A 14429-nucleotide genomic window follows, 5' to 3' on the forward strand; every position below is an offset into this window, starting at 1 on the left:
CCGCCGCACCCCCTGCTCAACCCCGAGGAGCCCCACACCGTCATACGGTGTGGGGCTCCTCGCGTGTACGGTCTTTCGAGGTGTGACCACGGGGCGGGGGGAAGGGAAAGAGATGTCGAAGACGGCAGGCTGGCTCGGCCGGCTGGGGCGCAGGCTGAACCGGATGGAGGCGGCGCTCGACGAGCGGCGCGCCGAGATCGCGGCCGAGGCGAGGGGCGACCTGCCGGGCCGTGACGTGCCCGGGCCCGGGCCGGCGCCCGAGCGCGACCGGGCACCGGCCGTCGTCGCCCTGCCCGAGCGCCCCGATCCGGCGAGCGTGGTCCCGTGGGGCATGCGCGTGGCCGCCGAGGCCAGCTGGCGGCTGCTGCTCCTCGCGGGGATGCTCTGGGTGTTGATGAAGGTGATCAGCGAAGTGCGGCTGGTCGTCCTCGCCTTCGCCGCCGCCATGCTCGTCACCGCGCTGCTCCAGCCCTTCGTGGTCCGGCTGCGCCGCCTCGGCATGCCGCGCGGACTGGCCACGGCCGTCACCGCGATCCTCGGCTTCGTCATCATCGGGCTCGTCGGCTGGTTCGTGGTCTGGCAGGTCATGGAGAACCTCGACGACCTGTCCAACCGGGTCCGCGAGGGCATCAACGAACTCAAGACCTGGGCACTGGACAGTCCGTTCCACGTGACCGAGAAGCAGATCAACGACATCGCGAAGAACCTCAGCGAGACCATCGGCACCAACACCGAGCAGATCACCTCCGCCGGTCTGCAGGGCGTGACGGTGCTCGTCGAGGTGCTGACGGGCATGCTGCTCGCGATGTTCTCCACGCTCTTCCTGCTCTACGACGGCAAGAAGATCTGGACCTGGGTGCTGGGGCTCGTCCCGGCCACCGCCCGCCCCGGCATGGCCGGCGCCGGTCCGCGCGCCTGGCGCACGCTGACCGCGTACGTGCGCGGCACCGTGCTCGTCGCGCTCATCGACGCCGTCTTCATCGGCCTCGGGCTCTACTTCCTCGACGTGACGATGGCCGTGCCGCTCGCCGTCTTCATCTTCCTGTTCGCCTTCATCCCGCTCGTCGGCGCGGTCATCTCCGGCGCCCTCGCGGTGGTCGTGGCGCTGGTGACGCAGGGTCCGGTCATCGCGCTCGCGGTGCTGGGCGTGGTGCTCGCGGTGCAGCAGATCGAGGGGCACGTGCTCCAGCCCTTCATCCTGGGCCGGGCCGTACGGGTCCACCCGCTCGCGGTGGTGCTGGTCGTGGCGGCCGGCGGAATGATCGCGGGCATCGGCGGAGCGGTGGTGGCCGTGCCGCTGGTGGCCGTCACCAACACGGTGGTGGTCTACCTGCGGGCGTACTCGCGCGAGCAACTGCACCCCGCCGTCGGTCCTGTCGGCCCCGCGCCGCACGGTGCGACGGCCGTCGGTGTCACGGACGGCCCGCAGGCGTGATCGGCGAGCCCGAGCTCGACGGCGAGTGGTCGGGCGGGCCTCCGGCCGAGGAGGCACGGCACGAGGCTCCCCGGGGGCCCGCGGGACGCCGCCTGCCGTGGGTGTGGGCGCTCGGCGGGGCCCTGGTGGCCTCCGCGGTGTGGGCGGGGCTGCCGGCCTTGCAGGATCGGTTCTCCGCCGCGCCGAGGATCTCGTACCGGCACTCCGAGGACCTGTGCAAGGACGCGCCGCTGAGCGGGCTCGGCACCTTGGCCGGAGGGTTCGAGAAGGGCCGGCGCAGCCGCGGCGGGAGTCCCGCGCTCGACTGGGCCACGTGCGGTTACAACTCGCTGCGGATCCCGGGGAAGGCCTCGTACTACAGCCAGGTACGGGTCTACCTGCACAAGAAGACCGACCCCGGGCCGGAGTTCGGCACGTCGCTCCTGATCGATCCGTACGGGGACGAGGAACTCGACGGGCCGCAGGAGGTACCCGGGCTCGGGGAACGGGCCTTGATCGGCGGGGCGCCGAAGGAGCCGCAGCTCCAGGTGCTCGACGGCGGGGCGGTCTTCACGATCACCGCGGTGTGGTGGGCGGAGAACGGGAACAACGCCGAGGCCGACGGGGACGCGCTCAGGGCGGCGATGGTCGAGGACGCGCGCGTGATGATGGAGGCGCTGAGGAAGCGGTGAACGCCCGCCCGGGCCCGCGCGGTGCCGGGAGCGGGGAACCGGGAGCCGGGTACGGGCAGGGCCCCCGCCGCCGGTGACGGCTGCGGGGGCCCTGCTCTCCCACGGGTGACTACTCGGCGGCCAGGGCCGCTTCCGCGTCGAGGGTGACGGCGACGGCCTGGATCACCGAGGCGATCTTGAAGGCCTCCTGGACCGTCTCGCGGTCGAGGCCGTGCTTGCGCAGGACCTGCTCGTGCGAGTCCAGGCACTGGCCGCAGCCGTTGATCGCGGAGACCGCGAGGGACCACAGCTCGAAGTCGACCTTCTCCACGCCCGGGTTGCCGATGACGTTCATCCGCAGGCCCGCCCGCAGGTTGCCGTACTCCGGGTCGGAGAGCAGGTGGCGGGTGCGGTAGAAGACGTTGTTCATCGCCATGACCGCGGCGGCGGACTTGGCGGCGGTGTACGCCTCCGGGGACAGGACGGCCTTCGCCTCCGGCTCCAGCTCACGCAGGACGAGCGGGGAGCGGGCGGCGATCGCGCAGGACAGGACCGTGCCCCACAGCTGCTGCTGGGTGAGGGTGTCCTGGTTCCCGATGACCGAACCGAGGTTCAGCTTCAGGTCCTTGGCGAAGTCCGGTATGGCGGACTTGAGGGAGTCGAGGGACATCGCTCACTCACCGGCCAGCAGGGCGCCGGCGTCGATGGTGCTGTCGCCCTTGTTCCAGTTGCACGGGCACAGCTCGTCGGTCTGCAGGGCGTCGAGGACCCGCAGGACCTCCTTGGGGTTACGGCCCACGGAACCGGCGGTCACCATCGAGAACTGGATCTCGTTGTTCGGGTCCACGATGAAGACGGCGCGCATCGGCAGGCCGTCCTCGCCCAGGATGCCCAGGTCGGTCGACAGCTCGCGCTTGATGTCGGACATCATCGGGAAGGGCAGGTCACGCAGGTCGGCGTGGTCCTTGCGCCAGGCATGGTGCACGTACTCGGAGTCGAGCGAGAAGCCGAGGATCTGCGCGTCGCGGTCGGCGAACTCCTCGTTCAGCTTGCCGAACGCGGCGATCTCGGTCGGGCAGACGAAGGTGAAGTCGAGGGGCCAGGCGAAGACGACCTTCCACTTGCCCTCGTACGTCTTGTGGTCGATCTGCGCGAACTCGCTGCCTGCTTCGAGCGAGACGCAGGCCGTCAGGTCGAAGGTGGGGAACTGGTCGCCGACAGTGAGCACGCGCTCTCCTTACGGAATGGAAAGAGCCCTTTTTGGGGGTTTTCCGAGGGGGTTGGACGGATCTCACATGCTGGCACACCAGGATTGATTAAAGAAATAGCTACTCTTGCGGCAGGTGATCGGAGGTGCCTATCAGTGGCTACGGGTAACAGGGGAACGAAGCCGGCGAGGCCGGTGAAGCAGCCGACCCTCGCGCAGTTGCGCGCCTTCGCGGCGGTCGCCGAGCACCTGCACTTCCGGGACGCCGCCGGGGCGATCGGCATGAGCCAGCCCGCGCTCTCGGGGGCCGTCTCCGCACTGGAGGAGGCCCTCGGCGTACGGCTCCTGGAACGGACCACCCGCAAGGTGCTGCTGTCGCCCGCGGGGGAGCGGATCGCGGCGCGTGCGCGGGTGGTGCTGGACGCCGTGGGCGGGCTGATGGAGGAGGCCGAGGCCGTACGGGCGCCGTTCACCGGGGTGCTGCGCCTCGGGGTGATCCCCACGGTGGCGCCGTACCTGCTGCCGACCGTGCTCCGTCTCTTCCGCGGGCGCTACCCCGGGATGGACCTCCAAGTGCACGAGGAGCAGACGGCCTCGCTGTTGGAGGGGCTGGCCGGCGGGAGGCTCGACCTGCTGCTGCTCGCGGTGCCGCTGGGGGTACCGGGCGTCACCGAACTGCCGCTCTTCGACGAGGAGTTCGTGCTGCTGGCGCCCCGGGAGCACGAGCTGGCGGGCCGCCGGGACATACCGCTGGAGGAACTGCGCGGGCTGCGACTGCTGCTGCTGGACGAAGGCCACTGCCTGCGCGACCAGGCCCTCGACATCTGCCGCGAGGCGGGGCGGACCTCGGACGCGGACGTCACGACGACCGCCGCCGGGCTGTCCACCCTCGTACAACTGGTCGCAGGGGGACTCGGAGTGACACTGCTGCCGCGGACCGCGCTGAGGCTGGAGACCGCGCGGAACGATCGGCTGGCCACGGGGTACTTCGCGGCGCCCGCGCCGGTGCGGCGGGTCGCCTTGGCGATGCGGACGGGGACGGCGCGGCAGGACGAGTTCCAGGCCGTCGCCGCCGCCCTCCGCGAGGCGGTGCGGCTCCTCCCGGTCTCCCTGGCGGACTGACCGGGGCCGGCCCCGCGCCCCCGGGCCGCGAACCGGGTGAGGCGCCGCTGCCGGGGGCTCCGCCCCCGGACCCCCGCGCCTCAAACGCCGGCGGGGCTGAATTTGCGCTCCGCGCAATCCAGCCCCGCCGGGCGGCACTTTCGAGCGCAGCTCAGCCGAATCCAGCCTCGCCGGCGTTTGAGGCGCGGGGGCTCGGGGGGCGGAGCCCCCGCAGCGGCGCCGCACCTGGTCACTCCGTCCGCAGGCCGTCCGGCCGCATGACGCGGAGGAGGGCCGGCAGGCTGAGGAGGGTCACGGCGCCCACCAGGGCCGCCCCGGCGCCCGTCATCGCGGCCACCGAAGCCCAGTCGATCCGGACCGACCGGCCGGTCATCCGCATCAGGACCGCCCCCAGGCCCAGGCCCGCCGCCGCGGCCAGCGCCAGGCCCAGCCCGATCGGCAGGGCCGTCTGCCACAGCACCGACAGGCTCAGCGTGGAACGCTTCGTACCGAACGCGACCAGCGCCGACAGCAGCCTCTTGCGCTCGCGCAGCTGCTCCAGCTGCGAGACCAACAGGCTGGTGCCGATCAGGATCAGCACGGCGGTCGCGCCGAAGAACAGCCCGGTGCGGATCGCCGAGTAACCGGCCTTCTCCTTGGTGTACTTCAGCGTCAGCGTGCGGCTGAGGGGGTCCGCCTTGAGGGCGGCCGTGCGGACCTTGTCCACGGCGTCCGGCACGGACCCGTCGACCTGCACGAAGACATGCGCGTTCTCCGCCGCGCCCACGCCCTGCGGGGCCAGCGAGGGCGTCAGCAGGACCCCGCCCCGGATCCTGCCCGTCGGGTCCTCGCGGCCGGTGGCCGGCAGCGCCCCGGCCGGGACGGTCCATTCGACGGCCTTGGAGTGCCCGGAGTCCGGCGCGGAGTCCAGGAACGGGTCGATGGTCAGTTTCTCGCCCGGCCGCAGTGGCCGGCCGGAGTAGGCATCCGACAGGACGAAGGAGTCCCCGTCGGCGCACGAGTTCAGTACGGCGACCTCGCGCAGCGCCTCGCAGGTGCCGATGGTGATCTCGGTGCGCGTCCCGTCGTCGGGGCCCGCCTGTTGCCCGTAGACGGCGGTCAGCGGGACCGCCGCGACGACGCCCTTGGTGGCGGCGACCTTGGCGGGGAGGTCGCCCATGCCCCCGTTGCCCTGGGGCAGGCTGATCGAGAGCGCCGCCCGGGCCGGGTCCTGGCCGGTGGACGCGACGTAGTCGCTCTCGACGGCGGCGAAGAGCATCTGCAGGGCGATGGCCCCGGCGACGGCCACGGCCACGCCGTTGGCCGGCCGGGCGGCGCCGCCACCGGTCAGCTGGAGGCGCCGGACGGCCAGCTGCCAGGACACCGGGCCGCCGGAGAGCCGGGACACGAGCCGTTCCAGCAGCCACGGCAGCACCGCGGTGATGCCGACCAGGAGCAGGGCGATGCCGGCGCCGACCTGCCACTTGTTGAAGTCCCCGCCCCCGTCGGCCCGGCGGCCCATCAGCGGGACCAGCAGGCCCAGTCCGCCCAGCGGCAGCAGCAGCCGCCACCACATGCGGCGCCCGCGCGGGGTGGCCGTACGGACGATGCCCAGTGGTTCGATGACCACGCCGCGCAGCGCGAACAGGGTCACCGCGACCGCCGCCACGGGCACCGCGAGCGCGACCAGCGCGGCCAGCTCCGGCGACGGATTCAGGTCGGCGGGGAAGACACTGCGCTGGCGGAGCGTGAAGCTGCCCGCCAGTTCGCGGCCCACGGCGAAGAAGCCGACGCCCAGGAGCAGCCCGACCAGGGACCCGGCGAGGGCCTCCCCGGCGGCGATCCGGCGGACCGTACGGGCGTCCGCGCCGACCAGCCGCAGCGCCGCGAGCCGCTGGTCGCGACGTTCACCACCGAAGCGCACGGCGGAAGCGATGAACACGGTGACCGGCAGCAGCAGAGCGACGAAGGTCAGCACCACCAGCAGCGTGAGCACGGGGTCGAGCCCCTCGCGTTCCTTGGTGGGGGCGAAGCCGGTGATCCGGATGACCTGGTACTGCTCGGGGCCGGTCTTCTGCAGCCGGTCGCTGCCCGCGTAGAAGTAGAGTTCGCCGGGGCCCATCAGGCCCGACTCGCCGATGATCTCGGAGACCCGCCAGTCCTCCAGGCGCTCGCGCAGCCCCTTGCCGTCCGGGGAGTCCAGCAGCTGCTTCAGGGCGGGGGAGACGGCCATCTCGCCCGGACCGGGGACTTTCCCCAGGCCCGGAGGAACAGGCGCGTCGGGCCCCTCGGCCCGCAGGAAGCCGCCCTCGACGTCCATGTCGTGGTACGTCTGGTCGGCGCGCATGGCCAACAGGGTGTTGTGGCCGGGCTGTTCGGCCCGCGGCGCGTTGATCATGGAGCGGGCGTCGCCCCGTTCGTAACGGGCGGTGAGAGCGCTCGGCAGGGCGGTGGAGATCAGCAGCAGGGCGACGCCGAGGCCGACGCCCACACCGGTGAACAGGGTGCGGGTCCAGCCCTCGCGGCCGCCGCCGAAGGCGAAGCGGACACCCATGCCGAGGTCCCGGGCCCATGCGCGCAGGGTGTTCATATGACGCGCTCCATGTCGAGCGACCGGCCGTCGCGCACGACGATCTCCCGGTCGGAGTACGCGGCCACACGGGTCTCGTGGGTGACGAGGACGACGGCGGCGTTCGCGGACCGGGCGGCCTCGGTGAGCAGCTGCATCACGAGTTCGCCGTTGAGGGAGTTGAGGGCGCCGGTGGGTTCGTCGGCGAAGATCACCCGGGGTCCGGTGACCAGCGCACGGGCGACCGCCACCCGCTGGCCCTGGCCGCCGGAGACCTCGCCGGGGCGCTTGCGGGCCAGGTCCTCGACCTGGAGCCGCTCCATCCAGTGCAGGGAGGTGGCCTCGGCCTCCTTGCGCCGGACACCGGCCAGCCGCAGCGGCAGCGCCACGTTCTCCACGCAGGTCAACTCCGGTACGAGCTGCCCGAACTGGAACACGAAGCCGAAGTCGGAGCGGCGCAGGGCGCTGCGCTCCGAGTCGCTCATCGTGGCGAGCTCGCGGCCCGCGTACGAGACGGAGCCGGAGTCGGGGGTGACGATGCCGGCGAGGCAGTGCAGCAGCGTCGACTTGCCGGAGCCGGAGGGGCCCATGACGGCGACGACCTCGCCGGCGTGGATGGAGAACTCCGCGCCGTCGAGCGCCTTGGTGCTGCCGTAGGCCTTGTGGAGGTCCGTGGCGGCGAGCAGTGATCCGGCCGGCATCATCGGCGTACCTCCTGGGCGAGCTGGTCGAGGCGGGCCGCGGTGAGCTCCAACCAGCGGAGGTCGGCCTCCAGGTGGAACAGGGCGTGGTCGCAGACGAGCTGGTCGGCGATGTCGCCCTTGCGCTTGCGCGCGGTCAGGATGCGCATGAGGCGCAGGTGCTCCGCCCGCTGGGTGTCCAGGAGCCCGCTCGCGCTGCGGTGGGTGAGCAGGGCGAGGACGACCTTGGTGTAGAGCACCGAGTGCAGGTACGGCTCTGGTTTCTCGGGTTCCGAGAGCCAGGCCTCGACGTCGGTGATGCCGGCGTCGGTGATGGCGTACCGCTTGCGATCGGGCCCGGCGCCGCTCTCGATCCCCTCGACCTCCACGAGGCCGTTCTTCAGGAGGCGGGACATGGTCGAGTAGACCTGCCCGTAGGCGAGGGGGCGGTCGTGGCCGAACTTTTCGTCGAAGGCCCGCTTGAGGTCGTAGCCGTGGCGCGGGCCGGCCTCCAGGAGGCCGAGGAGCGTGTGACCGATGGACATGTCGGTGACTCTACACCGTGTGTATACGCTCGATGTATAGACCCCCGGCGTGCGCCATCCGAAGGGAATCGGCCCAGATGGAGGGCAACTCCGGCCCCGACCGCCGGCGTTGCCGGCATCTTGCGGGTTCATGCAAGCACCCACCGGAACCGCCGCCACACTTCCACCACAGCAGACGGGCATCGAGGAACGGGCGGCGCCGGAGACGCCCCCGGAAGACCGCCCCGCACGCACATGGTGGATCTGGGCCATGGCGGGGGCCTTGTTCTTCGGATACTCGATCCTGTCCCTGTCCGTCCACGACCGTCTGGGCTCGCGCAGCTTCGACCTGGCGATCTTCGTCCAGGTCGTGCGTTCGTACGCGGGTTGGCACCTGCCCGTCTCCGAGGTGAAGGGCCCGGACTTCCCGGTCCTGGGCGACCACTTCTCGCCCATCCTGGCCCTGCTGGCGCCGCTGTACTGGCTGTGGCCCTCGGTCAAGATGCTGCTCGTCGCGCAGGCCGCGCTGGTCGCCGGAAGCATGGTGCCCCTGGCCCTTTGGACCCGCCGCGCTCTGGGCGCCCCCGCCGCCGTGGTCATCGGCGTCGCTTACGGCCTCTCGTGGGGCCTGGCGAGCGGACTCGAATCCGACTTCCACGAGTGGGCGTTCGCCCTTCCGCTGCTCACGCTCTCCCTCACGGCCCTCGGCGCGGGCCGACTGCGCGCCGCCGCGGCCTGGGCGATGCCCCTGCTCCTGGTGAAGGAGGACCTCGGCCTCACCGTGGCCGCGATCGGCGTCGTCATCGCCTGGCAGGCGGGCCGGGGCAACCGCAGGACGGGGCTGGTGACGGCGGCGATCGGCGTGGCGGCGCTCGGGCTGTCCCTGCTGGTGCTGAGTTCCTTCCACCCGGGCGGGTTCGAGGGCTACTTCGCCTCCCACAACCCGAACACCGGCGCGGCCGCGGGAGCCGTGCAGTCGGACGGCGGCTTCATGGGCTCCGTCGAACGGATGACGCTCGGTCTCATCACGCCGCGCGAGAAGGTCACGACCATCCTCTACATCCTGGCCCCGACCCTCTTCCTGGCCCTGCGCTCGCCGATCGCGCTGGTCCTGGTGCCGTCCGTGCTGTGGCGCCTCTCCTCGGACTACGCGCCGCACTGGGGTACGAGCTACCACTACTCGCTGCTGGTCATGCCGATCGTCTTCGTGGCCTTCGTCGACGCCCTGCACCGGCGGGGCGCGAGCGGTCGCGGCCTGTACCGGTACCTGGCGGGCTGCGCGGCGGTCACCCTGCTGTTGCTGCCGCACTTCGCCTTCTGGCAACTGGTCAAGCCGGACACCTGGGCCGAACATCCCCGCACGGCCGAGGCCCACAAGGTGATGGAAATGATCCCGGACGGCGCCACGGTCCAGGCGGGGCACTACCTGGTGCCCCACCTGGCCGACCGCACCAGCGTCAGCCTGCACGGCTGGGGGGACAGCCGCCCCGACCCGGAGTGGATCATGGTGGACACCGAGGTGCCCCCGGCGCTGCAGTGGCCGTACAACCACATGCAGCAGGACCGGGCCGTCCAAGAGGCCCGCGCACGGGGCTACAGCACCGTGTACGACAAGGACGGCTTCATCCTGCTGACCCGTACCGGCTGACCGTCGGACGCGGGTACACGCACGGGTGCCACGCGACCGTGACGGTCACGTGGCACCCGTACCGCGCTCAGCCCTTCGGATACTGCACCGTGGCCGAGTCGATGACGACGGGCTCCTTGGGCGCACCGTCGGGCGCTCCGTTCGCCGTCCCCTTCGCGGCGAACTTCTGCACCACTTCCAGCCCGTCGATCACCTTGCCGAAGGGAGTCCACTCGGGCGGCATCCTGAGGAGCGGGTCGGCGTAACTGATGAAGAACTGTCCGCCGTTCCGTCCCGGCTGGGCCTTGGAGACGGCCACCGTGCCCGCCGGATAGGTGGCGCCCTTCCGGTTTTCGTTCGGGTAGGAGTAGCCGGGGTCAGAGGTTCCCACCCCGGCGGGGTCGCCGCATTCCAGTACGAAAATACCCTTCGTCGTGAGACGGTGGCATTTACTGCCGTCGAAGTATTTCTTCCCGGCGAGATAGGCGAAGGAATTGGTGGTGCACGGCGCCTGCGTGGTGAGGGCCTGAATGGTGATCGGGCCCTCGCTGGTGGAGAGGGTGAGCATGAACGGCCGCCGTGCGGAGATGGTGTCGTAGGTCGGCACTCCGACCGACTTGTCGCCGTTGCCCTTGCCGGTGGGCGTGTACAGGCAGGCCTCGGGCCGCTTGGAGTCCGTGGACGTACTGGTGGTGAGGGAAACCGCCGTCCAGGCGAGCCCGGAACACGCGACGATCGCCGCGGCCACGCCGGCCGCTTTCCGGACCGCCCGCCGATCGCCGAATGATTTCCAACTGGTCAGATTCATACGCGCCTCGAATTCGGTGAGCGGCCGTGTACGACGCGGTGAGCGTATCCAGTCGCGCCGAGGCGGACGGGCGGCACACGCCGTTGAATTCCGGCGGAAATCCCTCAGGAATCGGGTGCGTTACGGGGGCGGCCGCGGCGGGGGATCGGCCCCGGCGAGGAGGGCAGTCGCCCGGCCTCGGACAGCGCGCGGCGCAGCAGGAACTCGATCTGCGCGTTCGCGCTGCGCAGTTCGTCACCCGCCCACCGCGCCAGTGCGTCGTACACCTGCGGGTCCAGCCGCAGCAGCACCTGCTTGCGGGCCTGCCGCCCGGCCTTCGCCCCGGACGCCGGGTCCGGGGTCGGGTCCGGGGCCTCGGGCCGGGTCACTGGTAGAGGGTGCCCGTGTTGACGACCGGCTGCGCGGCGCGGTCCCCGCACAGGACCACCATCAGGTTCGAGACCATGGCGGCCTTGCGCTCCGGGTCCAGATCCACGATGTCCTCCTCCGCCAGGCGGGTGAGGGCCAGTTCGACCATGCCCACCGCGCCTTCCACGATCTGCTTGCGGGCCGCCACGACCGCGCCCGCCTGCTGGCGCTGGAGCATCGCGGAGGCGATCTCCGGAGCGTACGCGAGATGCGTGAAGCGGGACTCGATGATGCTCACGCCGGCCGCCTCGACCCGGGCGTGGAGTTCGGCCGCGAGCTTCTCGGTGATCTCCTCGGCGTTCTCCCGCAGGGACAGCCCGCCCTCGTCGTGGGCGTCGTAGGGGTACTCGATAGCGATGTGCCGCACCGCGGCCTCGGTCTGGGTCTCGACGAACTCCGTGAAGTCCTCGACCTCGAAGACGGCGCGGGCCGTGTCCTCGACCCGCCACACCACGACCGCCGCCAGCTCGATCGGGTTGCCATAGGCGTCGTTGACCTTCAGGACGGCCGTCTCGTGGTTGCGCACGCGGGTGGAGATCTTCTCCCGGGAGGTCAGCGGGTTGACCCAGCGCAGCCCGTCCGTGCGGATCGTCCCCCGGTAGCGGCCGAACAGCTGGACCACCCGGGCCTCGCCCGGCGCGACGGTGTTGAGCCCGCTCATCGCGAAGATCGACGTCACGATCAGCACGATGCCGCCCGCGATCAGCAGGACCTTGGCCGCGGCCGCCGTCTGGACCGCGCCGGCCGCGATCAGGCCCGCCCCGGCCACCATGCCCGCCAGTCCGAGCAGCAGCGCCAGGCCCCCGCCCACGCTGCGCGCGCTGAATTCCCGTACGCCGTCCGACGCCCCGGCCGGTGAGCTCGCTGCGTTCGTCATGGTCTGCCCCGTTTCTCTTGGTCGCGGCCGGTCGAGCCGCTTAGCAAAGTGATATCACTTTTTCGCGATACGGCAACCCTTCGGCCCTCACGTGCGTCGGTTCCAGTGGCGTGGGTGCTGATTCTCACGTCCGATTTGACCGGTATTGATGATGGTTGACCAACCTTTGTCACAGCCTGCGGTGTTAGCTTTCTGAGCTGACGTGTCGGGGGAAATCGAGCGGAGCGGGAGCGATGAGCCGAGCAGAAGCGCGTAGGGCGCAGCAGCAGCGCAGTGCGCGGCGTGCGCCGAGCGGGCGCGGGAAGCCCGCCAAGGGAGGGGCGGGCGGCGGCAAGCGCACCGGCATACGCCGCTTCTTCACCTGGAAGAAGGTCCTCGGGACGTTCTTCGGCCTGATCCTGCTCCTCATGGCCGCGGCGGTGATCCTCTACTTCTCGGTGAACGAACCCACCGACCCGAACAAGAGCGCCACGCTCCAGAGCAACACCTACCGGTACGCCGACGGCTCGATCATGGCCCGCACCGGGACGATGAACCGCGAGAACGTCACGATCGACAAGATCCCCGAAGACGTCCGCACCGCCTTCATCGCCATCGAGAACAAGTCCTTCTACAAGGACCGCGGCATCGACGTGATGGGCGTGGCCCGCGGCCTGTTCAACACGGTGCGCGGCAAGGGCACGGCCGGTGGTTCGACGATCACCCAGCAGTACGTCAAGAACTACTACCTGACGCAGGACCAGTCGCCGACCCGAAAGCTCCGGGAGCTGGTGATCTCCCTCAAGGTCGACCAGCGCATGGAGAAGGACGACATCCTCGTCGGCTACCTGAACACCAACTTCTACGGCCGCAACGCGTACGGGATCCAGGCCGCGGCCCAGGCCTTCTACGGGGTCGACTCCGACAAGCTCACCCTGGAGCAGGGCGCCTACCTCGCCGCCGTCATCCAGGCGCCCAGCCAGTACGACCTGGCGACCGCCGGCCCGAACGGCACGAGGCTCGTCAACATCCGCTTCAACGCGGTCCTCGACAACATGGTCGAGATGGGCAAGCTCGACCCGGCCAAGCGCAAGACCATGACCCTCCCGCCGCCCATCAAGCCCAAGCCCCGCCCGGGCATGGACGGCCAGAAGGGCTACCTGATCCAGGCCGCCAACGACGAGATGAACGAGCAGGGGTTCAAGGACGGGGCGATCGCGGCCGGTGGTTGGAACATCGTGCTCAACATCGACCCGAAGAAGCAGAAGGCGCTGGAAGAGGCCGTCAACGAGGAGCTGGAGTCCAAGCTCGACCGCAAGGACACCAAGAACCGCCCCGTGGACCAGAGCGTCCAGGCCGGCGCCACCTCGGTGGACCCGAAGACCGGCGCCATCGTCGCGATGTACGGCGGCCAGGGCCTGACGGAGAAGTCCGAGAGCAACGCCCTGCGCACCGACTACCAGCCCGGCTCGACCTTCAAGCCGGTCGTGCTCGCCACCGCCCTGCAGGAGAACGCCAACACGCAGGACGGCAAGCCGATCACCCCGAACGCCCTCTACGACGGCACCAGCAAGCGGCCGGTCAAGGGCAGCGACACCCCCTTCGCCCCGCAGAACCAGGACGACCGGAACTTCGGCGATCCGATGATCACCGTCCAGGGCGCCACCGACTTCTCCGTGAACTCCGTCTACGCACAGATGATCGTGGACGTCGGCCCGGAGAAGGTGAAGAAGACGGCCCTGGCGCTCGGCATGAAGGACCGTCCGGGCTGGAAGGAGGACGCGCCCGCCATGTCGCTCGGCACCATGAGCGCCAACACCGTGGAGATGGCGGCCGTCTACGCCACCTTCGACAACCACGGCAAGAAGGTCACGCCGACCATCATCAAGAAGGCCGAGCACAGGGAAGGCAAGTTCACCCCGCGTCAGCCCATCGGCTCCCAGGTCATCAGCCGCAAGACCGCGGACACGGTCACCAAGGTGCTCACCGGCGTCGTCAACGACGAGGGCGGCTCCGGCAACAAGGTCCGCAGCAGCTCCTACGAGGCCGCCGGCAAGACCGGTACCACGGAGAAGAACGTGGCCGGCTGGTTCACCGGGTTCACCCCCGAACTGGTCACCGTCGTCGCGATGTTCGGTGAAGACCCCACGAACCACACGCAGGTCACGCTGACCGGTACCGCAGGTGGTGGTCGTGCGGGTGGCTCCACGTTCCCCGCCGCGATCTGGAAGGCGTACACCCTCGCCGCGCTCAAGGGCCAGGACACGGGCGAGTTCGACCTGAAGGAGGCGGAGATGGGGGCCTCGCAGGCCCCGACCCGCAGCGCCTCCCCGACGCCGTCGACCAGCCCGTCGACCAGTCCGTCGACCAGCAGCACCCCGGCGGGCAGCCAGTCGCCGTCGCCGACGCCGACCAAGAGCGGCTCGAAGTCCCCGACCCCGACCAACTCGCCGACCACGAGCCCGGACCCGACCAAGACGAACGGTCCCAAGCCGCCGGACCCGCCGCTGTTCCCGCCGCAGCAGGGACAGTAGGCCCGTAACGGCAGAACCGCCCCCCGCAGG

13 protein-coding genes are annotated in these 14429 nt (G+C 70.7%); 5 read left to right on the top strand and 8 right to left on the bottom strand.

Annotated elements, in window-relative coordinates; genetic code table 11:
• The first annotated feature begins 112 nt into the window (after positions 1 to 112).
• Positions 113 to 1435, top strand: coding sequence for an AI-2E family transporter (locus ACFYYJ_RS31170; protein WP_385132719.1), 1323 nt, complete (start codon positions 113 to 115; stop codon positions 1433 to 1435).
• The gene (locus ACFYYJ_RS31175; RefSeq protein WP_385132717.1) at positions 1432 to 2106 is read left to right on the top strand and encodes a hypothetical protein; all 675 of its coding nucleotides are present in this window, start codon (positions 1432 to 1434) and stop codon (positions 2104 to 2106) included. The genes ACFYYJ_RS31170 and ACFYYJ_RS31175 overlap by 4 nt, the downstream gene beginning before the upstream one ends.
• A 109-nt stretch (positions 2107 to 2215) precedes the next feature.
• Here ACFYYJ_RS31175 and ACFYYJ_RS31180 read toward each other — a convergent pair whose 3' ends face one another.
• Positions 2216 to 2755, bottom strand: coding sequence for an alkyl hydroperoxide reductase (locus ACFYYJ_RS31180; protein WP_384743150.1), 540 nt, complete (start codon positions 2753 to 2755; stop codon positions 2216 to 2218).
• Positions 2756 to 2758: 3 nt separating this feature from the next.
• Complete coding sequence (locus tag ACFYYJ_RS31185; protein ID WP_389137409.1) at positions 2759 to 3313, bottom strand: peroxiredoxin; 555 nt, start codon at positions 3311 to 3313, stop codon at positions 2759 to 2761.
• A 135-nt stretch (positions 3314 to 3448) separates the two neighbouring features.
• On the opposite strand from ACFYYJ_RS31185, the gene ACFYYJ_RS31190 reads away from it, so the two are divergent.
• A complete protein-coding gene (locus ACFYYJ_RS31190) occupies positions 3449 to 4414 on the top strand; it encodes a hydrogen peroxide-inducible genes activator (RefSeq protein ID WP_385132711.1) in 966 nt (321 codons plus the stop codon).
• A gap of 229 nt (positions 4415 to 4643) precedes the next feature.
• On the opposite strand, the gene ACFYYJ_RS31195 is transcribed toward ACFYYJ_RS31190, so the two are convergent.
• Genes ACFYYJ_RS31195 through ACFYYJ_RS31205 form a run of 3 tightly spaced genes read right to left on the bottom strand, consistent with a single transcriptional unit; the run spans position 4644 to position 8187 of the window.
• Entirely contained in the window at positions 4644 to 6983 is a 2340-nt protein-coding gene (locus ACFYYJ_RS31195; protein WP_389137412.1) for an FtsX-like permease family protein, read from the bottom strand.
• Positions 6980 to 7666 carry an ABC transporter ATP-binding protein gene (locus ACFYYJ_RS31200; protein WP_385132707.1) on the bottom strand — a complete coding sequence of 229 codons (687 nt, stop codon included), beginning with the start codon at positions 7664 to 7666 and terminating at the stop codon, positions 6980 to 6982. The genes ACFYYJ_RS31195 and ACFYYJ_RS31200 overlap by 4 nt, the downstream gene beginning before the upstream one ends.
• Positions 7663 to 8187 (bottom strand): PadR family transcriptional regulator, encoded by a 525-nt coding sequence (locus tag ACFYYJ_RS31205; RefSeq protein ID WP_385132705.1) that lies wholly within the window; start codon positions 8185 to 8187, stop codon positions 7663 to 7665. The genes ACFYYJ_RS31200 and ACFYYJ_RS31205 overlap by 4 nt, the downstream gene beginning before the upstream one ends.
• A gap of 130 nt (positions 8188 to 8317) precedes the next feature.
• Here ACFYYJ_RS31205 and ACFYYJ_RS31210 point away from each other — a divergent pair, with 130 nt between their 5' ends.
• Positions 8318 to 9814 (top strand): DUF2079 domain-containing protein, encoded by a 1497-nt coding sequence (locus ACFYYJ_RS31210; RefSeq protein WP_389137415.1) that lies wholly within the window; start codon positions 8318 to 8320, stop codon positions 9812 to 9814.
• Between the two features lie 67 nt (positions 9815 to 9881).
• On the opposite strand, the gene ACFYYJ_RS31215 is transcribed toward ACFYYJ_RS31210, so the two are convergent.
• The 3 genes from ACFYYJ_RS31215 to ACFYYJ_RS31225 form a co-directional block, all read right to left on the bottom strand.
• Positions 9882 to 10541 (bottom strand): peptidylprolyl isomerase, encoded by a 660-nt coding sequence (locus tag ACFYYJ_RS31215; RefSeq protein ID WP_389137417.1) that lies wholly within the window; start codon positions 10539 to 10541, stop codon positions 9882 to 9884.
• Positions 10542 to 10705: 164 nt separating this feature from the next.
• The gene (locus tag ACFYYJ_RS31220) at positions 10706 to 10969 is read right to left on the bottom strand and encodes a hypothetical protein (RefSeq protein WP_389137419.1); all 264 of its coding nucleotides are present in this window, start codon (positions 10967 to 10969) and stop codon (positions 10706 to 10708) included.
• A complete protein-coding gene (locus tag ACFYYJ_RS31225; RefSeq protein ID WP_385132695.1) occupies positions 10966 to 11886 on the bottom strand; it encodes an SPFH domain-containing protein in 921 nt (306 codons plus the stop codon). The genes ACFYYJ_RS31220 and ACFYYJ_RS31225 overlap by 4 nt, the downstream gene beginning before the upstream one ends.
• Before the next feature lie 233 nt (positions 11887 to 12119).
• On the opposite strand from ACFYYJ_RS31225, the gene ACFYYJ_RS31230 reads away from it, so the two are divergent.
• A complete protein-coding gene (locus ACFYYJ_RS31230) occupies positions 12120 to 14399 on the top strand; it encodes a transglycosylase domain-containing protein (protein ID WP_389137422.1) in 2280 nt (759 codons plus the stop codon).
• Positions 14400 to 14429 lie beyond the last annotated feature (30 nt).

This window comes from Streptomyces sp. NPDC002467 (assembly GCF_042889825.1).
Lineage (GTDB): Bacteria > Actinomycetota > Actinomycetes > Streptomycetales > Streptomycetaceae > Streptomyces.

Excerpts from the sequence above, each read along its gene's own strand:
- ACFYYJ_RS31170 (WP_385132719.1), top strand. The coding sequence starts at position 113 with ATGTCGAAGACGGCAGGCTGGCTCGGCCGGCTGGGGCGCAGGCTGAAC.
- ACFYYJ_RS31180 (WP_384743150.1), bottom strand. The coding sequence starts at position 2,755 with ATGTCCCTCGACTCCCTCAAGTCCGCCATACCGGACTTCGCCAAGGAC.
- ACFYYJ_RS31195 (WP_389137412.1), bottom strand. The coding sequence starts at position 6,983 with ATGAACACCCTGCGCGCATGGGCCCGGGACCTCGGCATGGGTGTCCGC.
- ACFYYJ_RS31200 (WP_385132707.1), bottom strand. The coding sequence starts at position 7,666 with ATGATGCCGGCCGGATCACTGCTCGCCGCCACGGACCTCCACAAGGCC.
- ACFYYJ_RS31205 (WP_385132705.1), bottom strand. The coding sequence starts at position 8,187 with ATGTCCATCGGTCACACGCTCCTCGGCCTCCTGGAGGCCGGCCCGCGC.
- ACFYYJ_RS31210 (WP_389137415.1), top strand. The coding sequence starts at position 8,318 with ATGCAAGCACCCACCGGAACCGCCGCCACACTTCCACCACAGCAGACG.
- ACFYYJ_RS31225 (WP_385132695.1), bottom strand. The coding sequence starts at position 11,886 with ATGACGAACGCAGCGAGCTCACCGGCCGGGGCGTCGGACGGCGTACGG.
- ACFYYJ_RS31230 (WP_389137422.1), top strand. The coding sequence starts at position 12,120 with ATGAGCCGAGCAGAAGCGCGTAGGGCGCAGCAGCAGCGCAGTGCGCGG.